Origin of the sequence: Porcincola intestinalis (assembly GCF_009696445.1) — a bacterium.
In the GTDB taxonomy this organism is placed as follows: Bacteria; Bacillota; Clostridia; order Lachnospirales; family Lachnospiraceae; genus Porcincola; species Porcincola intestinalis.
Genome location: NZ_VULZ01000007.1, coordinates 61,700 through 84,343, shown reverse-complemented (window position 1 = coordinate 84,343; position 22,644 = coordinate 61,700). Strand labels below are relative to the sequence as shown.

At 55.6% G+C, this 22,644-nt stretch carries 19 protein-coding genes; 17 read left to right on the top strand and 2 right to left on the bottom strand.

Going from position 1 to position 22,644, the window contains the following annotated elements; translation table 11 throughout:
* The first annotated feature begins 109 nt into the window (after nt 1-109).
* The 8 genes from FYJ35_RS07890 to FYJ35_RS07855 all read left to right on the top strand — a co-directional run bounded on the left by FYJ35_RS07890 (nt 110) and on the right by FYJ35_RS07855 (nt 9,622).
* Nucleotides 110-610 carry a cob(I)yrinic acid a,c-diamide adenosyltransferase gene (locus FYJ35_RS07890; RefSeq protein ID WP_154525304.1) on the top strand — a complete coding sequence of 167 codons (501 nt, stop codon included), beginning with the start codon at nt 110-112 and terminating at the stop codon, nt 608-610.
* Nucleotides 611-711: 101 nt separating this feature from the next.
* Complete coding sequence (locus FYJ35_RS07885; RefSeq protein WP_154525302.1) at nt 712-2,124, top strand: aminopeptidase; 1,413 nt, start codon at nt 712-714, stop codon at nt 2,122-2,124.
* Between the two features lie 15 nt (nt 2,125-2,139).
* The gene (pepT, locus tag FYJ35_RS07880) at nt 2,140-3,369 is read left to right on the top strand and encodes a peptidase T (protein WP_154525300.1); all 1,230 of its coding nucleotides are present in this window, start codon (nt 2,140-2,142) and stop codon (nt 3,367-3,369) included.
* A 58-nt stretch (nt 3,370-3,427) separates the two neighbouring features.
* Nucleotides 3,428-4,585: an alpha/beta hydrolase gene (locus FYJ35_RS07875; protein WP_205839770.1), complete on the top strand. Its 1,158-nt coding sequence runs from the start codon at nt 3,428-3,430 to the stop codon at nt 4,583-4,585.
* Nucleotides 4,575-5,345: a YkgJ family cysteine cluster protein gene (locus FYJ35_RS07870; RefSeq protein ID WP_154525296.1), complete on the top strand. Its 771-nt coding sequence runs from the start codon at nt 4,575-4,577 to the stop codon at nt 5,343-5,345. Before FYJ35_RS07875 ends, FYJ35_RS07870 begins: the two co-directional genes overlap by 11 nt.
* A 342-nt stretch (nt 5,346-5,687) precedes the next feature.
* Nucleotides 5,688-6,176, top strand: coding sequence for a GtrA family protein (locus tag FYJ35_RS07865; RefSeq protein WP_235906457.1), 489 nt, complete (start codon nt 5,688-5,690; stop codon nt 6,174-6,176).
* Between the two features lie 75 nt (nt 6,177-6,251).
* Entirely contained in the window at nt 6,252-7,166 is a 915-nt protein-coding gene (locus FYJ35_RS07860; protein ID WP_154525294.1) for a glycosyltransferase family 2 protein, read from the top strand.
* 194 nt (nt 7,167-7,360) lie between these two features.
* On the top strand, nt 7,361-9,622 hold the full coding sequence (locus FYJ35_RS07855) for an LTA synthase family protein (RefSeq protein ID WP_205839769.1): 2,262 nt from the start codon (nt 7,361-7,363) through the stop codon (nt 9,620-9,622).
* A gap of 179 nt (nt 9,623-9,801) precedes the next feature.
* Here the strand turns inward: FYJ35_RS07855 and FYJ35_RS07850 are convergent, their stop codons facing one another.
* Nucleotides 9,802-10,890, bottom strand: a complete 1,089-nt coding sequence (locus FYJ35_RS07850) for a S1 RNA-binding domain-containing protein (RefSeq protein ID WP_205839768.1) — start codon at nt 10,888-10,890, stop codon at nt 9,802-9,804.
* 242 nt (nt 10,891-11,132) lie between these two features.
* On the opposite strand from FYJ35_RS07850, the gene FYJ35_RS07845 reads away from it, so the two are divergent.
* The 3 genes from FYJ35_RS07845 (at nt 11,133) to upp (ending at nt 13,377) form a co-directional block, all read left to right on the top strand.
* A complete protein-coding gene (locus FYJ35_RS07845) occupies nt 11,133-12,179 on the top strand; it encodes an L-threonylcarbamoyladenylate synthase (RefSeq protein WP_154525288.1) in 1,047 nt (348 codons plus the stop codon).
* 34 nt (nt 12,180-12,213) lie between these two features.
* A complete protein-coding gene (locus FYJ35_RS07840) occupies nt 12,214-12,672 on the top strand; it encodes an arsenate reductase/protein-tyrosine-phosphatase family protein (RefSeq protein WP_205839767.1) in 459 nt (152 codons plus the stop codon).
* Nucleotides 12,673-12,747: 75 nt separating this feature from the next.
* Nucleotides 12,748-13,377 (top strand): uracil phosphoribosyltransferase, encoded by a 630-nt coding sequence (upp, locus tag FYJ35_RS07835; protein ID WP_154525284.1) that lies wholly within the window; start codon nt 12,748-12,750, stop codon nt 13,375-13,377.
* Between the two features lie 25 nt (nt 13,378-13,402).
* Here upp and proC read toward each other — a convergent pair whose 3' ends face one another.
* Nucleotides 13,403-14,194: a pyrroline-5-carboxylate reductase gene (proC, locus tag FYJ35_RS07830; RefSeq protein WP_154525282.1), complete on the bottom strand. Its 792-nt coding sequence runs from the start codon at nt 14,192-14,194 to the stop codon at nt 13,403-13,405.
* A 262-nt stretch (nt 14,195-14,456) separates the two neighbouring features.
* Between proC and FYJ35_RS14410 the strand changes: the two genes are divergently transcribed.
* The 6 genes from FYJ35_RS14410 (at nt 14,457) to FYJ35_RS07800 (ending at nt 22,580) form a co-directional block, all read left to right on the top strand.
* On the top strand, nt 14,457-16,034 hold the full coding sequence (locus FYJ35_RS14410) for an NlpC/P60 family protein (RefSeq protein ID WP_235906456.1): 1,578 nt from the start codon (nt 14,457-14,459) through the stop codon (nt 16,032-16,034).
* A gap of 130 nt (nt 16,035-16,164) precedes the next feature.
* Nucleotides 16,165-18,975 (top strand): fibronectin type III domain-containing protein, encoded by a 2,811-nt coding sequence (locus FYJ35_RS07820; RefSeq protein WP_154525280.1) that lies wholly within the window; start codon nt 16,165-16,167, stop codon nt 18,973-18,975.
* A gap of 77 nt (nt 18,976-19,052) precedes the next feature.
* Nucleotides 19,053-20,840, top strand: coding sequence for a MotA/TolQ/ExbB proton channel family protein (locus FYJ35_RS07815; RefSeq protein WP_154525278.1), 1,788 nt, complete (start codon nt 19,053-19,055; stop codon nt 20,838-20,840).
* Nucleotides 20,837-21,949, top strand: a complete 1,113-nt coding sequence (locus FYJ35_RS07810) for an OmpA family protein (RefSeq protein WP_154525276.1) — start codon at nt 20,837-20,839, stop codon at nt 21,947-21,949. Before FYJ35_RS07815 ends, FYJ35_RS07810 begins: the two co-directional genes overlap by 4 nt.
* A gap of 85 nt (nt 21,950-22,034) precedes the next feature.
* Nucleotides 22,035-22,238, top strand: coding sequence for a hypothetical protein (locus FYJ35_RS07805; RefSeq protein WP_154525274.1), 204 nt, complete (start codon nt 22,035-22,037; stop codon nt 22,236-22,238).
* Nucleotides 22,239-22,307: 69 nt separating this feature from the next.
* Entirely contained in the window at nt 22,308-22,580 is a 273-nt protein-coding gene (locus tag FYJ35_RS07800) for an AtpZ/AtpI family protein (RefSeq protein ID WP_154525272.1), read from the top strand.
* Nucleotides 22,581-22,644: the final 64 nt, after the last annotated feature.

Sequence of the window (22,644 nt, the reverse complement as noted above, 5' to 3'; positions counted from 1 at the left end):
CGGAAGATGGATTTCTTTTATCGTTTCAGGGCGATTTACGGCTGCGGAGCATTCCGCAGAGGCACTGCGGCAGTGCGGCTGCAGGTCTGAATCGGAGAGGGTTTGAGGCATGGGAAAGAGTTATGTCCACATCTATTGTGGAGAGGGCAGCGGGAAGTCTTCCGCTGCGATCGGACAGGCGGTCAAGGCGGCCTGCTCGGGAAGACGGGTGTTTGTGATCCAGTTTATGAAGGGAAAAGAGGCTGCAGGCCTGGACTTTTTGAAGAAACTGGAGCCGGAGATCAAGCTTTTTTCATTTGACAAGTTTGCAAAGCCGTTCAGTGAGCTCACGGAGCAGGAGAAGGATGAGGAACTGATTCATTTCCGGACGGGTTACAGCTTTGCAAAGAAGGTGGTTTCAACAGGGGAATGCGATGTCCTGATTCTGGACGAGGTGCTGGGGCTGTTCAACATCGGCGCTCTCAAACAGGAGGATCTGACAGCCCTGCTGGATCAGGCACAGGACGGGATGGAGATCTATCTGACGGGGCAGACGAAGGTCGAGAGCATCTGGCCGTACGTGGATGAGGTCACGGAGGTCGTGACCGATTACAGAAATCCGCGGGACTGACAGACGGCGCAGGAGATTGTGCCAGACAGCCGATTCCAGAAGTAGGAGAAAGGAACAGGCAGCTGATACGGCGGTTTGCATGACAGAAGGAGGAACAGAGAATGGAACGGGAGAACAGATGGAAAACATATACAGCACAGCAGCTTGAGAGCCTCGGCAGGCTCTGCGAGGATTATAAGGATACGCTTTCCCGCTGCAAGACGGAGCGGGAGTTCGCCGCGGAGGCAGTTTCCCGTGCGGAGCGTGCAGGTTTCCGCGATCTCAGGAAGATTGTTGAAAACGGTGAAACGCTGAAGGCAGGGGATAAGGTTTATGCGGTCTGGATGAAGAAGACAGTGGTCCTCTATGTAATAGGAAGAAAGCCGCTCGAGGAAGGGATGCGGATCCTTGGCGCGCACATCGATTCGCCGAGGCTTGACCTCAAGCAGCACCCGCTCTACGAGGATACGGAGCTGGCATTTCTTGACACCCACTACTACGGCGGCATTAAGAAGTACCAGTGGACAACCATTCCGCTGGCGATTCACGGCGTCGTCGCGAAGAAGGACGGCAGTGTCGTGAAGGTGAATGTCGGGGAGGATGCGTCAGACCCGGTATTCTGTGTCAGCGACCTTCTGATCCATCTTTCAAAGGACCAGATGGGGAAGACACTTGCGGAGGCCATCGAGGGCGAGAATCTGGATGTCCTGGTCGGATCGAAGCCGCTTACCGAAGGCAGACAGAAGGAAGATGCAGACGGCGGAAAGAAAGAAACAAAAGATCTGGTAAAGCAGCAGATTCTCAATATCCTGAAAGACAAGTATGGGATGGAGGAAGAGGATTTCCTCTCCGCAGAGCTGGAGATTGTGCCGGCAGGTCCGGCAAGAGACCTTGGTCTTGACCGCAGCATGGTCGCTGCATACGGGCAGGATGACCGCGTCTGCGCCTTCACCTCGCTGGACGCGATCCTGCGCAGCGAGAATCCGGAGTATACGAGCTGCTGCCTGCTGACGGACAAGGAGGAAATCGGCTCGGTCGGCGCGACAGGCGCACACTCTCATTTCTTCGAGAATGCAACAGCGGAGCTGATGGACAGGTGCGGGCAGTACAGTGAGCTGAAGCTTCGTAGATGCCTCTCCGCATGCAGGATGCTTTCGAGCGATGTCTCCGCGGCATATGATCCGCTCTATGGTTCGGCCTACGAGAAGAAGAATTCCGCTTACTTCGGCAAGGGAATTGTGTACAACAAGTATACGGGGGCACGCGGAAAGTCCGGCTCCAACGATGCCAATGCCGAGTACTTCGGATGGGTGCGAAAGGTCATGGATGATGCGGACGTTGCTTTCCAGACGGCAGAGCTTGGCAAAGTGGATGTGGGAGGCGGCGGAACCATCGCCTACATCTCCGCGGCATATGCGATGAATGTGGTCGATGCCGGTGTCGCTGTGCTCAACATGCACGCGCCGATGGAAGTCACAAGCAAGGCAGATATCTTTGAGGCGAGAAATGCATACATGGCGTTCCTGAAGGCCTGAGAAGGGGATTGACTGATGAGAGCATATGAGAGACTGCTCCGGTACGCGAAGGTCTGGACAACCAGCGACCCGGAGAATGAAGCCTGCTCGCCGAGTGCGGAGCGGGAGCTGGATCTGGCCAGAATCCTGGTGGAGGAGATGAGGAGTCTTGGCATCGGGGATGCCAGCCTGGATGGAAATGGCTATGTGACGGGTCATATTCCGGCGACGCCCGGACTTGAGAACCGGACAAAGCTGGGGTTCATCGCACACATGGATACCGCACCGGATGCTTCCGGAAAGGATGTCAGGCCGCAGATCCATGAACACTATGACGGGAAGGCGGTTGCGCTCGGGGACGGCAAGGTGCTGGATCCGGCGGACTTCCCGGAGCTGACTCAGATGAAGGGGAAGACCCTGATCACGACCGACGGGACGACCCTGCTCGGGGCGGATGACAAGGCCGGGATCGCGGAGATTCTGACGCTGGTGGAAACGCTGAGAGATCAGAAGCTTCCGCACGGGCCGCTCTCGGTTGCATTTACGCCGGATGAAGAGATTGGCTCGGAAGCGCGTCTGTTCGATCTGAAACAGTTCGGTGCGGACTACGCCTACACGGTGGATGGCGGGGCGACCTCCGAGATCACCTATGAAAACTTCAACGCGGCAGGCGCACAGTTCGAGATCCGCGGGGTTTCGGTCCACACAGGAAGCGCAAAGAATCTGATGATCAATGCAGGGCTTGTCGCCTGTGAGATCAACGCGATGCTCCCGGCGGCGGACATCCCGCGCCTGACGGAAGGACGCGAGGGTTTCTTCCACCTGGAGAGCATCAGCGGGACGGTGGAGAAGGCAGAGGTGTCCTATCTGGTGAGAGATCACAGCGAGGGCCATTTCCAGGCAAGGCTGGATCTGCTGCGGCATATCGAGAAAACGATCAATGAAAAGTACGGGGAGGGAACCGTAAAGCTCACCATTCAGCAGCAGTACCGGAACATGGAGGAGCAGATCCGCCCTTGCATGCATCTGGTCGAGAACGCGAGAAAGGCAATCTCAGCACTTGGGATCACGCCGGACAGTGCCCCGGTGAGAGGCGGGACGGACGGCGCGGCGCTTTCCTTCCGCGGACTTCCCTGCCCGAATCTCGGGACGGGCGGCTATGGGTTCCACGGGCCGTTTGAGCATATCACAGCCGAGGACATGGACGATGAGGTGAAGATCCTGGCCGGTATCGTGGCGGCGTATGCCGGGCCGCAGGCAGGCTGACATATTCGACTGTCAGGGAAAACAGCATGGACTGTCTGCGCAGGCGAAGGAGATGGACATGAAGAGAACGAATCATCCCGGACAGAAGGCAAGACTCAGGAGCAGGAAGCATATTCGGTGCGGCCTGCTTCTGGGCCTTTTTGCTGTGGCGGTTCTTTTTTTGCTGTTTCTGAGAAGAAAGAGCTTCCTCCATGCCCAGGCGCCGAAGGTGGCAGCTGCCCGCAGCATCAGATCCAGCGTGATGGTCAGGACGCAGTCCACGCAGAAGGATGGAGGCCTTGCGGAGGCAGGGCTGTCGATGGATGAGGTGCCGGCGTCATATACCTATGAGCCTGCCGAAAGCGGCACGATCGAAAAATTCTGGTATACGACCAACACGTACGGCCTTTACGGAAGGGCAGAGAAGAAGATCCGCAAGTATGCGGAGGTATACCTTCCATACGGATATGATCCCGCGGAAAAGTATCCGATATTTTACCTTATGCATGGAGCGGGCGGAAGCGCCGAGCGGTTTTTCGGTTCCTCGCTTCAGCCGAAGGAGCTGAAATATGTTGTCGACAACATGATTGCACTCGGGGAGATCAGGCCGATGATCTTCGTGGGGCTGACCTACTATCCGAAGCAGGGACAGAAGCGGGAGGCTGACTGGGACGCGGAATATACCAAAGGGTTTGTGGACGAGCTGCGCCGGGACGTGCTTCCTCAGGTGGAGAGCCACTACAGCACCTGTGCGGAGACGGTCGATGAGGCCGGCCTGAGGGCATCCAGGTGGCAGAGAGCGTTCGGAGGATTTTCGATGGGGAGCGTCACCACATACTATCGTCTCTGTGACTGTCTGGACTATTTTCATTCATTTCTGGGGATGAGCGGCTCCCTGTACTGGGGACCGGACGCACAGGAGAGCGGAACGATGGCCGACTTCGGCGCGCAGTATATCATGAATGCGGTCGCCGCACAGGGATACACGAAGGACGATTTTTTCCTGTATTCCTGTGTCGGGTCGGAGGATTTCGCGCTGGATGTCGTGGAGGCACAGGTGCGGGATGAGAAGAATCATCCGGAATTCTTTTCCTTCGGGGACGACAGGACGGCCGCCAACGTTGTTTTTGAAATCGGGGAAGGCGAGGTGCACCACGGAAGCCACGGGACAACCCGGTATCTGTACAATGCCCTTCCGATTTTCTCAAAGCTGATGGAGGTGCCGGATGAGGCGTGAACAGTCGATTGAGGAGATTTCGGACGGAAGGCGGTACAGGGCGGATGACCTGGTGAAGATCGGGACAAATGGCTGTCTGGGCTGCTGTGACTGCTGCCGGATGGACGCGCTGATCGTACTGGATCCATGGGATATCTATCAGCTGAAGAAGGCTACAGGCTGTGGCCTCGAGAGGCTTCTGAATGTGACAGTCAGGCTTGAGGTGATCGACGGGCTGATCCAGCCGGTACTGGCCATGGCGGACGGCGTGTGCCCCTATCTTGGGGCAGATGGAAGATGTGAGATCCACGCGTATCGCCCGGGAATCTGCAGGCTTTACCCGCTCGGGCGCTGCTGGGAGGACGGGGACTTCTCCTACATCCTGCAGACCGGAGAGTGCACGCACTGCACCGGCAGCAAGGTGAAGGTGAAAAAATGGCTGGGTATTCCCGATCTTTCGCGGTACGAGGCATACTGCAGAACCTGGCACGCCTTCCTGAAAGCAGCGCAGGCGTGCTGCGGAGCCGGGGAAGGAAGCGCGGGAACAGCACAGATGCAGGGGACAGCTGCCGGAAGCACAGGCGCCGTGCAGACGCAAGGGACTGCTTCAGGGTGCACGGATGCTGCGCAGGATCATCTTCGGAAGATTGTCTGCATGCAGATTCTGGAAAAGTGCTATCTGGCCGGTTTTGACACAGAGAAGGAGTTCTACCCGCAGTTTGAAGAGCAGCTTCAGGCGGCTTGCCGATCCCTTGGGATCGGCAGTATTCAGGGCCTGTAATCAGGCTGTCGATTCGGGCGGTCCTTATCCTGAACGGACTGCTGTTTCCCAACTGCACGGCGGGATGCGGTTCTTTATGTCCTGGCACCGATAGAGCCTGCCTGAAAAAAGCGGACAGAGATTCCCACCGCAGGCAGACAGGCAGATGCCGGCAGGCAGATGCCGGCAGGATGATCCTGTGGTATACTCTCTGCAGCCGTAGCCAGCCTGGAAGCATGGGAGCATCTGTTGAGCAAGATATGGTGAGGGCCCAGGAAAACCGGCGAGAGATAGTAAGCCGTTCAGAGCAGATGCAGGTGAAGAAAAGCGAGAGAAGCGGAAGACGATAAGAGGTGCGGGACAATGTGGGAAGAGAAACAGACAGCGGCTGATAACGGGCGCAGCGAGGCCTCAGGCAGGATGGATTTCGGAGAGATCATCCGTTACCTTTTGATGGGGGGACTCACGACGGTTGTGAGCTGGGGAACCTACGCACTGTTCGCCAGAAACCTTGGGATGGGCATTACGGTTTCAAACATCTTGTCGTGGATCTGCGCGGTCATTTTCGCCTACCTAACCAACAAAGTCTGGGTCTTTCACTCCTATAGCTGGAAAATCGGGTTTATCCTTCGGGAAGCAGTCCTGTTTGTTTCGGCACGGCTTGTGACCGGCGTCATTGAGATAGCCGGCGTTCCGCTTCTGGTGAAGGCCGGGCTGAATCAGAAGCTGTTCGGGGTCAAGGGGATGCTCGCCAAGGTGGCAGTCAGCATCCTGGTCGTAATCCTGAACTATGTGTTCTCGAAGCTGATCATCTTCCGGAAGAAGGAAAGGCAGGCAGAGGGAAAGGCCTGACAGGCAGATACTGCTACATGATAAAAAATACCGTTGTGAGACAAGACGAAGAGCGGATCAGCAGGAGGAACAGCTATGCCATCGTTATCGGTGATTCTGCCGGCCTACAATGAGGAAGCGATGCTTCCGAAGACAGCAAGGGTATTGGCACAGATACTGGAGGGTGAGAAGATTGACTATGAGCTTGTCTTTGTGGATGATGGCTCGAAGGATCTGACCTGGAGCGAGGTCCTGACCGCCCATCAGGCAAATGACCGGGTGCATGGCGTTCATTTCTCGAGGAACTTCGGCAAGGAGGCTGCAATCTTCGCCGGGCTTGCAGCCGCAAAGGGGGACTGTGCGGCTGTGATGGACTGTGACCTGCAGCATCCGCCGCAGACTCTGGTTCAGATGTACCGGCTCTGGCAGCAGGGCTATGAGGTGATCGAGGGTGTCAAGAAGAGCCGCGGGAAGGAGAGCGGCGCGCACAGGGCAGCGGCAGGGATGTTTTACAGTCTGATGTCGAGAGCGACAAAGATCGATATGTCACGTGCCTCGGATTTCAAGCTGCTCGACAGAAGAGCGGTGAACACGCTGCTTGACATGCCGGAGCAGAATGCCTTCTTCCGGGCGATGAGTGCCTGGATCGGTTTCAGGCGGACGCAGGTAGAATTTGACGTTCAGGAGCGGGAAGCCGGCGTCTCTAAGTGGTCGACCCGAAAGCTGATCCGCTATGCAATCAGCAACATTGCCGGTTATTCGACTGCCCCGATGCAGTGTGTGACCTGGGCGGGCGCTGCGTTTCTCGCCTTTGCGATCATTCTGGGGATACAGACACTTGTCCGCTATTTCACGGGACACGCGGTGGAGGGCTTCACAACGGTCATTTTGCTTGTGCTTCTGACAGGCAGTATCATCATGATTTCGCTGGGTGTGGTTGGGTACTATGTTGCCAGAATATACGAGGAAGCGAAGCGGCGCCCACGTTACATCGTGTCCCGTACGGTCTGACCTTATGATAATTTTCATAGAAAGTTCATTGTTATCCCGCTTTTTAGCTGTTATAATACTCGGCGCATGCGGCTGGACTTTATCAGTCAGGGAGCCGGGGAAGAAAGCCGGCAGAAGCTATAAGCGGGATATAAAAGGATCGCCATGACTTCAGCAGGCAGAATGGCCAGGCAGCATAGAAAAGGCAGATGCGGATGAGTGAGGAAAAGGATTTGAAGGGACAAGAGGAGAACCGGGAAACGGAAGCCGGGTTTGAATCAAAAGGACAGGAGACGTCCGGGACAGCTGGTCAGAATGAACAGACTGCCGGGAAGAGAAAAGGCTGGAGAAAGCAAACAGCCGGCGCGAAAAAGGCGGGCGCGGAGAAAGACACTGCGGCATTGTCGGGTGGACCGCTGGTCCGGGAGAAAGCGAGATGGAGAGTCATCCGTTTCCTGCTGTATTTCCTGATGATGTTCATGATGATTGCCGGACTGTCGGCAAAGTGGGTCACCGACGAGTGGGGGGATCTGTCACTGGATGAGGTGATGTTTACGATCACTCAGCCGCTGAAGGGAACAGACTCCGGGATCATCTGGGGATACATCAGATACTGTGTTGTCGGCCCGGTCGTTCTTCTGGCTGTACTGCTTGCGGTCTATCATCTCTTCCTGATGCCCAAGCAGCCCCCGAAGGCAAAAAAGCAGAATCAGAACGGAAAGACAGTTCGCGCAGCAGCGGAGCTTTCACCGGAGAAGGAAGAAGAAATCCGGAAGGATTATGCAAAAAAAACCACGAAGGCAAGACGGCTGATCAGAAGGTTCCTCCTTCCGGCAGTCACGGTCGCCGCAGTCGTTTTCGGGAGTATCCAGATCAGCAGAATCTGGAACAAGCTGGGCATCGGGCAGCGGATCGCCTCCATGGGGGAAAAGTCCACCTATATCGAGGACAATTATGTCGATCCGGCGACGACAACCCTGACATTCCCGGAAAAGAAAAGAAACCTGATCTATATCTTTCTGGAATCGATGGAGATGTCCTACTCTGATAAAGACAGCGGAGGTCTCTTCGATGAAAGCCTGATTCCGGAGCTGACGAAGCTTGCGAAGGATACCAATAATATCGATTTTGCCGGGAAGGATCAGTCTGCAAAGCTGGACGGAGGCAATGCGCTCAAGTACAGCACATGGACGATGGCAGGCATGTGGGCCGCGACAAGCGGACTTCCGCTGAAGATCCCGATTGAGATCAACGGTGTCGGGACAAACTTCATGAACACGCAGGATTCGTTCTTCCCGAACCTGACCTGCCTGGGCGATATTCTCTCGAAAGAGGGATATACCATGGAAATGATGTTCGGCTCCGATGCGACATTCGGCGGACGGCGTCTCTGCTTCACAGAACATGGCAATTTCAATTTCGATGACTGGAAGCTGTACACGACGAACGGCACACTGCCTTCCGACTACAAGGTCTGGTGGGGATTTGAGGATACGAAGCTCTTTGAGTATGCAAAGAACAAGCTCACGGAGCTCGGCAATTCCGGAAAACCGTTTGACTTCACAATGCTGACCGTCGATACCCATTATCCGGAAGGATACAAGGATACAGGGTATGAGGAGGTCTTCCCGGATCAGTACAAGAATGTCATCCACCTCTCGGACAAGCAGGTGGTGGAGTTTGTGAAATGGATCCAGCAGCAGGACTGGTATGACAACACGACGGTTGTCATTTCCGGCGACCATCCGACGATGAACAAGGAGATCTGCGCCGGAGCATCCTACGATTACAGGAGAAAGGTTTATACCTGCTATCTCAACTCGGCTGTCAAGCCGGCGCGTGATGACTACAGGGAGTTTGCGACGATCGACAATTTCCCGACAACGCTGGCAGCGCTCGGTGTCAAGATTGACGGGGACCGCCTTGGAATGGGAACCAATCTGTTCTCCGACAAGGATACGCTGATCGAGAAGGACGGGCTGGACTATGTGAACACCGAGCTCATGAAGAGCTCCGACTGGATGGATGAGCAGTCGAACCTGAAGAAGGTCACGGCGGACATTCACTACGGTGAGTATGACCCGGAGACCTCGACGATCACCTACACGATCGATAATGTCACCTCCGACAAGGTGGAAGGATTCAGAGCGTCGCTCCATATGTACGGGTACACGGTGAACGGTTCCGATTATGTTTCCTGGACGGATTCAACGGAAATCAAGCCGGGCGTCTTCCAGATTGTGATCAAGATTCCGACCGATCAGGCCTTTGACGGGCGGATCAAGATCCAGCCGCATTGCATGATCGACGGTGTGAGGGGCATCCACATCGACACGCATTACTACCACCTGAAGTACGATGCAGGGGGAGAAAATGCGGAATCGTATCAGTGTGACAAGTACGGCGCAGAGCTGAAGCCGGATGCCTGGTACAAGAGAGCTTTTGACTGGGCGAAGGGCCTGTTCAGCAAGAATTAAGCAAAGAAAAAACACGGGGTTCCGATGAGGAATCCCGTGTTTTTTGTGGAGCTGCCCGCCGAATCAAAGGCTGCCGCGTGCGTTCCAAAACAGCAGAAGCTGCCTGGAAGTCCTGCGTGGCATGATGCCGGTGAAGCACCGCCAGGCCGCCGCGGATGGTGGCCTGGCAGCGACGAGCCTCAGAGACGGATGTTTTTCAGCAGGGCACCGAGTCCGGTTCCGATCTCTTCGCTCTTCGGAAGGTCATAGTGCTCCTCCCTTGTGTCTGCCTGCGGATCTCCTTCATCCTCGAGCGCCTTCATGCTCAGGGAAACGCGCCCGTCCGCAACCTTGGTGATCTTGACGCGAACCTTCTGTCCGACCTTCAGGACATCCGCCGGCGATTTGATCCGTTTCTGGCTGATCTGGGAGACATGGAGCAGCCCTGTCACGCCATCTCCGATATCGACAAAGGCGCCAAAGTCCTTCAGGGATTCGACGGTTCCTTCTGTGATGGTACCTGGCTTTACGAGGGCAATGTGTGCTCTGCGCTCCTCCTCACGCTTCTCATGAAGGATGTCCTTTGCGGAGAGGACAAGATGATTGCCGTCTTCATCCGCTGTGATGACACGGACATCGATCTCCTTTCCGATCCAGCCCGGGAGCTCGTCATCGGACACATAACCCAGGCTGAGCTTGGATGCCGGGATAAATGCACGGATGCCGTCCAGGTAGGCGATCGCGCCAGCTTTTGTCACGCCGGAGATCTTCACACGGACATTCTCCTTTGAAGCCAGAAGACTTCTGGCACGGTCCCAGGCTGCCAGACTGGCTGCCTTTTTCAGAGAAAGGCCGACATGACCATGGTCATCCCGGCGGATGACCGTCGCCTGAAACTTCTGACCGACGCTGATGTGCTCACGGATGGAATACGAAGGATCGTCGCTGACGTCTTCTTTCCGGATGATGCCGTCCGTGTAGGAGGCAATGTCAACCGTGACCTTGTCATCCTCCACGCCGACAACCTCACAGTCCAGCGTGTCGCCTTCGCGGATCGGGCGGAAGGAAGCATTCAGCTCTGCTTCCACGTCTGCCATGGTCTGCGGCTCGTCAGCCTGCGCCTCCGGTGTCTGCGAGCTGGATTTTTCACTCACGGCCTGCTGTTCACCCGCCTGCGGCTCCTTAGCCTGCGGCGCATCAGCATTCGCACTGACGGTCTGCGGCGTTGCAGCCGCTACCTGGCCTGCCTCATTTTCTGACAGTGCCTCCGATTTGATTTCATCTGCCATAGTGGTACCCTCCCAAAGCATTGTGCGCAGGGGAAAGCTGCGCGCGGTTTTCCAACAGTATAGCACAACACATGGACAAAACATATGGATAATTTGAGCAATTTGCACAGCCACTCTGCATGTTTCGCAAGAAATCAGAACTCAGAACGGCGAAGGCAGAACCGTTCTGACGGTTCACACGATCCTAAAGCGGTGCTATAATGAAACCCGGCTGGCGGGTACAGCTGACAGAAGGGACAGATATGAAGACCATATATGCAGATATGACAGCGGGAATCGACCGGAAGCTGATGCAGAAGGCTGGCGATATCCTTTTATCGGGCGGGCTGGTTGCATTCCCAACCGAGACGGTCTACGGCCTTGGGGGGAACGCACTGGATGCGGAGGCCTCCAGAAAGATATATGCGGCGAAGGGGAGACCTTCAGACAATCCGCTGATTGTTCATATTGCGGAGTTTGATGCGCTTGAGCGGATTGTCACGGAAGTCCCTCAGGAGGCAAGAGACCTTGCGGACGCATTCTGGCCGGGCCCGATGACGATGATTCTCAACAAGAATGACCGCGTTCCGGCCTCAACAACGGGCGGTCTTGGAACCGTGGCAATCCGGATGCCGGACAACGAGATCGCTGCGGAGATGATCCGGGCAGGCGGCGGCTACATTGCAGCGCCGTCCGCCAATACGTCCGGAAGACCGAGCCCGACGACGGCACAGCATGTGAAGGACGATCTGGACGGCAAGATTGATATGATCATCGACGGCGGACCGGTGGGGATCGGAGTCGAGTCGACGATCATCGATTTGACTGAAAAAATCCCGATGATCCTCAGACCCGGGTATATCAACATGGAGATGCTCAGGGGTGTGCTGGGAGAAGTCCGGATGGATCCGGGACTTCATTTCAATGACCCGAATTTTCATCCGAAGGCACCGGGCATGAAGTACCGTCACTACGCGCCGAAGGCACCGCTCACAATCGTGGAGGGGCCGCAGGAAAGAGTTGTGGAGGCGATCCGGTCTCTGACAGCTCAGAAGGAAGCGGCCGGAGGAAAGGTTGGAATCATCGCGACGGATGAGTCTGCGGCGGCTTATGACAGAGGAATCGTCAAGTCCATCGGGACAAGGACGGAGGAGATCACCATATCCATGCATCTGTACGGGATCCTGCGGGATTTCGATGACCTGGGTGTGGACGTGATCTATTCGGAAGCCTTCGATACGCCGAGAATGGGGCAGGCGATCATGAATCGTCTGATTAAGGCGGCAGGCCATCAGGTCATCAAGGTCTGACGGGCAGGGAAACCTCTCTGCCGGAGGTATGGATGTGAAACACTATGATAAACTGATCTTCGTGAGTGAGAGTGATACGATCACAAGTCCGATGGCGGAGGCGATCCTTTCCAGACATTTTCTGCTGGAGGATATTCTGATTCTTTCAAAAGGACTCGTGGTGCTCTTCCCGGAGCCGATCAATCCGAAGGCGGAGGCTGTCCTGGTCGCCCAGGGGCTGACGATGAAGGACCATATGAGCGATCCGCTCGATGAAGCCGACTTTGATGACAGGACACTGGTCCTGACGATCACAGGTGCGGAGAAGGAGCGGCTGCTCCGGGACTTTGCCAACCCGATCAATGTGTTCTCCCTGAGCGAGTATATCCGTGCGGAGGGCGAGGTGCATGATCCGTACGGTGGGACGCTTGGCGATTACGGACAGTGCTTCCGGGAGCTGAACGCGCAGATTGAACGGCTGGCCGGGATTCTCCAGCAGGAGGAGCTGAACTGAAAAGAGAGGCAGGTAGGAAGCTGCAGCGATGCAGCATGAGAATGGCAGCGAAAGCTGCCCATAAAGGAGGACAGAATGTCGAAAGTTACGGTATGTGATCATCCACTGATCCAGCATAAGCTTGGTGTGATTCGCAACAAGGATTGCGGGACAAAGGATTTCCGGACAATCGTATCCGAGATCGCCGGGCTGATGTGCTATGAAGCGACAAGAGATCTGAAGCTGGAAGATGTGGAGATTGAGACTCCGATCACGAAGATGACTGCAAAGCAGCTTTCCGGCCGCAAGATGGCCGTGGTGCCGATTCTCAGAGCCGGACTTGGTATGGTCGAGGGAATGCTGACGATGATTCCGGCGGCGAAGGTCGGTCATATCGGACTGTACCGCGACCCGAAGACACTGGAGCCGGTCGAATACTACTGCAAGCTTCCAGCGGACTGCGGGCAGAGGGAGGTATTCGTTGTCGACCCGATGCTGGCAACCGGCGGAAGCGCATGCGCAGCGCTTTCAATGCTGAAGAAGCATGGCTGCAAGCACATCCGTCTTCTGGACATCATTGCAGCGCCGGAGGGCATCGCAAGAGTCCAGAGAGAACATCCGGATGTGGATATCTACGTCTGCTCGGTTGATGAGAAGCTGAACGATCACGGCTATATCATTCCGGGACTCGGCGACGCAGGAGACCGGATCTTTGGAACGAAGTAAAGACTGGCAGATCACCCGGGCGGTTTTACATCGCCCGGGCTTTTCGTACGCAGGCCTTCTCCGCCTCAATCAGGGCGGACCGAAGGCCTTTTTCTTCCAGGACGCGGACAGCTTCCATCGTTGTTCCGCCCGGGGAGCAGACCATATCTTTCAGCTCGCCGGGATGCTTCCCTGTCTCCAGAACCATCTTCGCGGAACCCAGGACGGCCTGCGCGGCAAATCTGTATGCCTTGTTCCGCGGCATTCCATCTGCGACAGCGCCATCTGCCATTGCTTCAATTGCCAGAAAAATGTAAGCCGGGCTGGAGCCGGAGACGGCGGTTGCGACATCGATCAGGTTTTCCGGAATCACCTCAGCCTGCCCAAAGCTGGAGAGCAGTGTCAGGACGGTGTCAAGTTCCTCATCAGTGACGGAATGGTTCGGGCAGACAGCTGTCATGCCTTCGCCGACCATTGCAGGGGTGTTGGGCATCGTCCGGATAATCTTCCGGTCTTCCCCAAAGAGAGATCCGAGCCATTCGAGCGTCTTGCCGGGAGCCAGCGTCACAATCAGAGCGTCCTTTTTTACGTGGTCACGGATCGAAAGAATGACATCCTCATAGAACTGAGGCTTGACGGCGAGGAAGAGGACATCGGAGAACGATGCTGTCTCCTCGTTGGTTCCACACGCAAGGTGCAGCTCGTCTGTTATTTTTTTCTTTGTCTTCTCTGTCTTTGCAGAGGCCATCAGATCGCCCTCGGATGCGAGACCGCTTTTCAGAATCCCGTGAATCATTGCAGTTGCCATGTTTCCGCAGCCGATAAAACCAATTTTCATCACAAAGCCCTCCCGGTATTCCTCAGATTGACAGGTTATCGACAGCTGCTTTGGTGTCGACGGCAGACGAACCCGCCAAAGCACCGCATGCGCTGTTTCCCGACATCATACCACACTCGCTCCTCTATTGACACACAGATCGAAAATGTGTAATATTCAAATAAATGTAACAAAATTGTAATGAATACAGCGAGGCTTTTCGAATGGTTTGTTACAAGTGTTACAGAAAAAGAGCAGTACCTGTGAGAACCGAGGGAGCGGAATGAAGAGATTGGGCAAACACATCGCGGCGTTTTTGCTGCTTTTGATAATGCTGATGACAGCAGCACCGATAGCCGTGCAGGCAGGTTTCGTGAATACTCCCGACGGTGTGAAGTATGTGACGAAGGCAGGGGTGACAGTGACCGGCCTGAAGAAAATCGGGCGGAAGGTTTACCTGTTCGATCAAAACGGCCTCATGCTCCGGGGGATTCAGAGGGTGGGGGCGAAGACATACTTCTTCGACCTGAACACAGGGGCGCGCCGCTATGGCTGGATCAGCTATGCCGGCGCAAAGTACTATGCGCACAAGAAGACCGGCGCGCTATATATCAATAAAAGAAAGGGCAAGTACTATTTCGGCCCGGACGGCGCTCTGATCAAGGGCGGCGCTGCAGCGGCAGCGGTTGGCTGGTACCATATCGGAAGCAAGACCTATTACAACAATGAACAGCATCAGAAGCTGACCGGAATGCAGGAGATCGGCTCAAGGCTGTATTATTTCAACGGCAGGGGCGTGCTTCAGAAGAGCAGGCTGATCAGCCTGAATGGCGCACAGTACTATGCAGGGAAAAAGGGCTATCTTCTGAGAAACTGTTTTGTAAAGCTGAAGGGAAAGAAGTACTACGCTCAGGCAGACGGGAGCTTTGCGAAGGGGCTCGTTGGAATCGGTGCTTCTACCTATTATTTCCGCCCGAACGGGCAGATGTATACCTCCGCAAGGCTGTTTTCCTACCTTGGGAGCCGCTATTATGTCTATAGGACCGGCCGGATTGCGGTAAACCGCTGGGTGAAGTACAAAAAGCATTATTACTGGTGTGATGCGGACGGCAGAATCGCGACGAACCGCTTCATCGGAGATTATTATGTCGGCACGGACGGGATCAGAACCAAGGCAGAAAGACCGCCTTCCGGCGTTGTGACACGGAACGGCCGAACCTATCTGTTCGGCACGAGCGGGAGCCCGCTTACCAATCAGTGGCTGTCGACATCCGATGGAAAGCGCTACTATGCAGGAAGCGATGGAGGGGCTCTGACAGGCCTCCAGATCATCGGCGGATATAAGTTCTATTTCGATGCGCAGGGAGTGCTTCAGACAGATTCCGTTGTGTTTGCTGCAGGAAGCTGCTACTATACGGACCCGTCCGACGGACACATCGTGTCAGAATCGGCGGTCAGCGGAAATGCGGTTGTCCGGTTCGCGCAGCAGTTTGTCGGAAACAGATATGTTTACGGCGGGACGAGCCTGACAAATGGAACGGACTGCTCTGGGTTTACACAGGCCGTGATGGCACACTTCGGGGTGCGGATCATGAGGGTTGCCGTTGACCAGATGAATGGAGCCAGCGGGTACTATTCAACGATTGGCTATGCCGCAGGCATGAAGGTCTCCGATGCAAACCTTCAGCCGGGAGACCTTGTTTTCTACGGATCGGGTTCTTATGCGAGCCATGTTGCCATCTATATCGGGAACAATCAGGTTGTCCATGCTGCCAATTCCAGGCTGGGCATCATCGTTTCGTCGGTTGACTATGTCGGCGGAAGGCTGCATAATCAGAACCGAAGATATTGGGCTGGTTAGACGGAAGCGATAAAAAGCGAAACGAATGATTCAGTGATAAGTGCGGGCGCTGCTCCGGGAAAAACCGGGGAAGCGCCTTTCCTGTATCAGGAGAAAGCGAACAGAAAAGCATCAGGGAAGAGGAAGATTGATGAGCGACAGATGGAACAGGAATCTTAGGAAGGTATCTGCAATTCTGCTGGCGCTGACAATGGGCATGACAGCTTTGCCAAACGCATTGCCAGCTTATGCAGCAGGAGAAGCCATCGTGTCGACAGAGGCAGCTGGAAATGAGGAGTCTGCACCGGAAACGGTTGGTGGAAACCCGGGAGCCGCTCCGAACGCGGGGGATGGTTCACCGGTTAAAGCGGAAGACAGGACGGAAGCTTCGCAGGAGATGAGTGACGGCTTGCCGGTTACAGCGGAAGACAGGACAGAAGCTTCTCAGGAGACGAGTGACGGTCTGCCGGAGACAGCGGGAGACAGTTCGCAGGAGACGGGGGATGATTCGCCGGGAACAGCGGACGGAGAGGCATCCGGCAGAGCGAATGAAAGTGTTGTCGGTGAGGATGATCAAAGCGGCCTTGTGATTGAGGACGGAACAGATGGCGTGTCTGACATCGTAAGTGAGGAAACGCCGGATGACGGACTGATTACAGAGGAGACCGAGGAGACAGAGACATCCTCTGAGGGTCAGCCTGTCACGATGACGGAGACGGCTCAGATTCAGGACCCGCTGAGCGCACCAGGGCAGATTGTCCAGACACAGACCGGTTCTTCCTCTCTTCGGAGGGTTCGCCGGACTTTAAGGAGTGCCCTGAGTGGCAGTTCATATGCTTTTTCCTCCCAGCTCGGAGCGAATGCAAAAGCGATTTATGATTCCAAGGTCGAGTGGTACGCGACAGAACATCATACCGGAGAGTGGAGCTGTAAGTTTGGGGAGGGTGTCTATCAGTTTCGGGGGGTTGTCACTAAAAATAGCAATCTCTCGGGGATATCTTATGACAAAACAGATCCGGATACGAAGAACGCCTTTGAGACTTGTAAAGAGCAGATGACGGCTGATATGCAGGCGGCGGCAGATGCCTTCAAGCATGATCATCCGGAGGTGTTCTGGATCCGGTCACCGAAGACATATTCCTTTACCATCTTGTCTGTGCCGGGCACTGAGCAGACTGGGGACGATGGGAAGACACGGGGCGTTTTTCAGATCGTCTCAGCGACGTACAAACCGGTAGAGACATTTGCTGGGGCGGGAAGCCTGATCAGCAGCTACCAGGCAGGGGTACAGGCTGCTGTTGCCAAGGTGCGGGAGATGGCAGATTCGTGGAACACAGAAGGCGCGGAGACCGGGAGCGCCGCTTACCAGGCCCTTCTTGTCCGGGCGGCGGATGAGTATCTGTGCAGCCGCCTGTTCTATGATCACTCTGCGCTCAACACAGCCGTTTCCGTCAGTGCTGCGGAGAACAGCGGCAGTCAGAGTGTCGCCTGCAACGACGCATACCGGATTTATACGTCTGCGGCTGCATTTCTGGGCGGGACAGACCACCTGACGGGAGCTGTCTGCGAGGGCTATGCGAAAGCCTTCAAGGTTCTGTGTGATCAGCTGGGCGTTCCGGCGGTCTGTGTCAGCGGCCTGTCAGACAAGAGCCGGACTGGCAGCGGGCATATGTGGAATCTTGCTCAGATCGGCGGCGTGTGGTATCTGGTAGATGTCACCTGGGACGATTCGGATAGGGCAGGCGCTCAGGCCAGCAGCAGGCGATATCTGCTGGTTTCCAATTATACGAATAATACACTGCTGACGAGCCGTCAGGCGAGCGGAAACTTCAGCGGGAGCACAATCACAACAACGTTCAGCTATCCGGCGGCGTCGGATACGTGCTACGAGACTGCCCACCAGGGGACGACGATTGAAGGGACAGACTGCGCGAAGGCGGGCAGGGAGAGTGGAACCTGCACGGTGTGCGGCAAGAATGTGGACAGAACCATCCCGGTTCTGGGGCACGACTTTAAGGAGACGTCTTGGAAGGCAGCGACGTGCACGCAGAAGGGAAGCGTCAAGGAGACGTGCAGACGGTGCGGACAGACAAGGATAACGGAGCTTCCCGCGCTGGGGCATGATTTTCAGGAGAAGACAGTCGCGGCGACCTGCACAGCGAAGGGCAGGCGGTCAGTGGTCTGCACCCGGTGTGGGACAGTGAAGTCAGAGCAGGAGATTCCGGCATTAGGGCACAGCTTCAAGGAGACGTCTCGGAAAGCCGCGACTTGTACACAGAAGGGAAGCATCACAGAGACGTGCAGCCGCTGCGGGGAGATAAAGACAACGGAGCTGCCGGTTCTGGGGCACGACTTCCATGAGAAGACAGTTGCGGCGACCTGCACAGCGAAGGGCAGGCGGTCGGTCATCTGCAGCTGGTGCGGGGCAGTGAAGTCAGAGCAGGAGATTCCGGCATTAGGGCACAGCTTCAAGGAGACGTCTCGAAAAGCCGCAACGTGTACGCAGAAGGGAAGCGTCACGGAGACGTGCAGCCGGTGCGGGCAGACGAAGGTAACGGAGCTGCCGGCGCTGGGACACGTGTATACGGCACAAGTCGTGGAACCGACAACATCAAGGGGCGGTTATACGCTGCATACCTGCATCCGCTGCGGAGGCACCTGGCAGGATCAGTACACGGCGAAGCTGCTGAAGAAGACGAACCTCCGGAATGTCTCAGCGGTCTCAAAAGGGAAGTTCCGCGTCACATTCAAGAAGAATGGAAAATACACCAGGTATCAGATTCAGTATGCTGGCAGGAAAGATTTCACGGGAGCAAAAACCCGCACAGTCAAAAATAAAAAGAAAACCGCATCGGCTACGATCCGCGCAGGCAGAAGGAAGACCTATTATGTCAGAATCCGCGCAGTGAGCGGAAAGAGGGTCGGGGCATGGAGCCGGGTGCTGAAGGTTCGGACAAAATGAGTTGTTCACACGACTGACGGAATCGTGTATCATGATGAGGAAAGAAAACGGAAGCTGCATGGAGGAGGCAGAGGGATATGCGGAAAATCACAAACTGGATCGTCGGCCTTATGGCTGCCGCCGTGGTCGTGGCGATCACCTATATTACGCTCGACTCCAGTCTGAGCAACATCATCTACAACAGCTGTTTTCTGGCGGCGATGATTGTTATTCTGATTGTCGGCTGCGGGATCGGGTTCGGACGCATGCGCCAGACACAGCAGGGGCTCGACCAGGCAACGGATAAGCTGAAAGCCATTTCCGACGGAGGAGGCAATATGTCTGCCATCACAACGCCGGGAGCAGCAATCTTCGGCGTTCCTTACTTTGATGCAAAATACCAGGAATATCTGCATTATCTCCGGAAGACAAACAGCCCGACAGATATCGGGGACTACATCGGCGAGTATGAGATCAACAATTATACCCATCGCCGTCTTCTGGAAATGATTCCGGACATTCTGACGAGTCTCGGGATTCTGGGAACCTTCGTCGGGCTGGTTCTCGGGCTGCGTCATTTCAATCCGACCAGCTACGAGGCGATGTCGGGGTCTGTGGAATCTCTGATTGACGGGATCAAGGTGGCGTTTGTCACTTCCATCTACGGGATTTCATTGTCGCTGGCTTTTTCCTACTGGCTCAGAGGAGCGCTGACGGGAGTCTCGGAGAGTCTGGACCGTTTTCTGGACGCGTACTATACGACAGCTGTCACGCCAACCGACGCGACGGCCATGAATCACATCATTGCCAACCAGAATGCGCAGACGAAGGTGCTCGGGCAGATGCAGAAGGATCTTGCTGAGCAGGTGTCCCAGACACTCGCGAACAATATCCGGCCGATGGTTGAGCATCTGGATCATACGATGGACAGCTTCTCAGAAACGGTCACCCTTCAGCAGGGGCAGCTTCTGGAGAATATCTCACAGCGAATCGCCCGTACCATGAAGCAGGAGTTTTTCTCCGAGTTTACGGAAATGCGCAAGGTCATGGGCGAGACGAACAAGGTGCAGCGCGATCACGCGGAATTCATGGAGAAGTCCGAGAAGCAGTACCAGCAGATCATTGACCAGGGGCAGCAGCATATGGTTGACGTCATGAACGGCTCCGCGCAGCTTGTGAGCGAGGTTTTTGACGCGATGCACGCCCAGGAGGAGCAGCTGTCGCAGTTTGTCGCGGACATGCAGAGGTCGATGGCAGATATGGCGAAGGTCAACGATACCAACCTCGAGATGACACGGCAGATGGAACATCTCAGCGAGATGAACGGGGCAGTATCCGGCAGGCTTGCAGAGCTGACGGAACTGTCTGAGAAGTATACGCGGAGTCTTGCACAGGTGCAGGCGGACAATTCAGATCTGTCAGAGGGCCTCTCTGTCATGAATGACGCCAATATTCGCATGACCGATAAAATATCGAAAATGAACGATCTGACGGTTTCCTCGCTTCAGGGTGTCCAGAAGGCACAGTCTGCGTATATCAGCGCGGCGGACGGGTATCTGAAATCCATTCAGGAAGCACAGGGCACGCTGGTGAAGGAGACGAAGACGCAGCAGGAGAACCTGCGCCAGTTTACCGATTACATGACGCAGGTGCTCGCATCCATGAAGGGGCTCACCGAGTCAACCGCGGAAGCTGTCCGGAAGATGAATCAGTATCTGACTGAACAGGCGCAGGCAGCGGAGACCAGCGCAAAACCGTTGGCGGACTCTCAGCTTGGGGAGCTCATTGCCCTTTTGAAGGCGAGGGAATCCAGAGAAGCCGCGGAGACACGGAAAGAGAAGACTGAGGAATCGAAGCCCAGAAGAAGAGGATTGTTCGGAAGATGAAAAAAGTTAACCGGAAAAGAATGAATGACGAGGCCGGCTTTAATGTCTGGCGGTCCTATTCAGACATGATGTCCGGTCTGCTTCTGCTGTTTGTCCTCATCATGGCGGTCGGCCTCATGGAAGCGCAGAAGAACTACGATGACAAGCTGAAGGAGCAGGCTTCCAGGGCACAGACACAGACAGAACTCGCCCAGACGCAGGATGAGCTGACGCAGCGTGAAAAAGAGCTGCAGAGTGCGCAGCAGCAGCTGAATCAGAGAGAGTCTGAGCTGGAGGAGAAGACGGCATCCCTGAGCAGCCTGCAGACGACGCTTGACGATCAGGCAAGCCAGCTTAAAAAGAGCCAGCAGCAGGTTTCCCAGCAGGAATCGGAGCTGGAAAAGAGCCGGCAGCAGCTTGCCACGCAGGAGTCTGAGCTTCAGAGCCGGGACGATGCGCTGGCGCAGAGTCAGAAGCAGCTGGATGAGGCGAATGCCCTGATGAAGTCTCAGCAGGAGAAGATTGACCAGATCGTCGGTGTGAAGGCGGATCTGATCGCGGCTTTGAATGATGAGTTCAAGAAGCAGCAGATCGTCGTCAACATCGACAGCCAGACCGGCGCGATTGTCCTGGACGCGAACGTCATGTTCGACTGGGGCGAATCAACACTGACGGGAGACGGAGAAAAGGTGCTGTCACAGGTGCTCCCGGTATACTGCAGCGTTCTGCTGTCAGATCAATACGCAGACTATGTGGCGGAGGTCATCATCGACGGGTACACGGATTCCAGCGGAGATTACCTGACCAACCTCGCGCTGTCACAGAACCGTGCGTATGCAGTCGCGTCCTATTTGCTTTCCAACAGCGGAAGCTTTCTGACCGACGCCCAGAATAAGGAACTGGCGCAGAAGCTGACGGCAAATGGCCGCTCTCAGTCCAACCTGGTGCTCGACCAGAATGGTAACGAGGACGCACGGGCGTCCCGTCGTGTTGAGATCAAGTTCCGGCTCAAGGACGAGGAGATGATTGCAGAGCTCTCCAAGATTATCGTCGACACGAAGAACCAGACAGCGCAGACAGACGCGGCGGCGCAGACAGACACAGCGGCGCAGACAGATGCGGCAGGATAGACGGACGCAGCGGCGCAGACAGATGCCCAGGCACAGACGAATGCGGCAGGGTAGGCTGTCTGCAGCCCCGGCAGGGAGACAGACTATGGCAAAGAGAGACTCAGAAAAATGGAAGGATGCAGCCGGCAACATGCTGGCAGAGAAACTGCTGGACATCATCCGGACGGAGCCGGAGCGCAGAAAACGGAGAGTGAAGAGGATCAAAAGGCTTTCTGCAGCGGCCGGAGCAGCCGTTTTCATCCTGAACATCTGGAAGGACCACAAGGAAGCGATCTTCCGCAAACACTGATTCTGCCATTGCACCCTATCCGGCCCCTGTGCTATGATATAGACCAATGGCGTTCCGGCAGGAGGAACTATGAAGGATCACGGAAAAGCACTGACATATCTGGTTTACGTGGGACAGCTTGGCCTTGACCTGATCATGCCCTCTTTGATGTGTCTGGGCGCTGCGTGGCTTTTGGATACACGTCTCGGATGGGGGGTCTGGGTCTATTTTGCAGGCCTGGCGCTCGGTCTCTCAGCCGGTGGCATGACCTTCTGGAAGTTCTATAAACGGATTGTCATGAAGGGTGTGAAGAAACCGGATGCGGACAAACCGGAACGGATTTCCTTTTCAAAGCATGTCTGAAAAAGGAATGGAACAGATCCTTGTTCGTTAAGTGAAAAGGGTCAGCCGCCAAGGCGGATGCAGC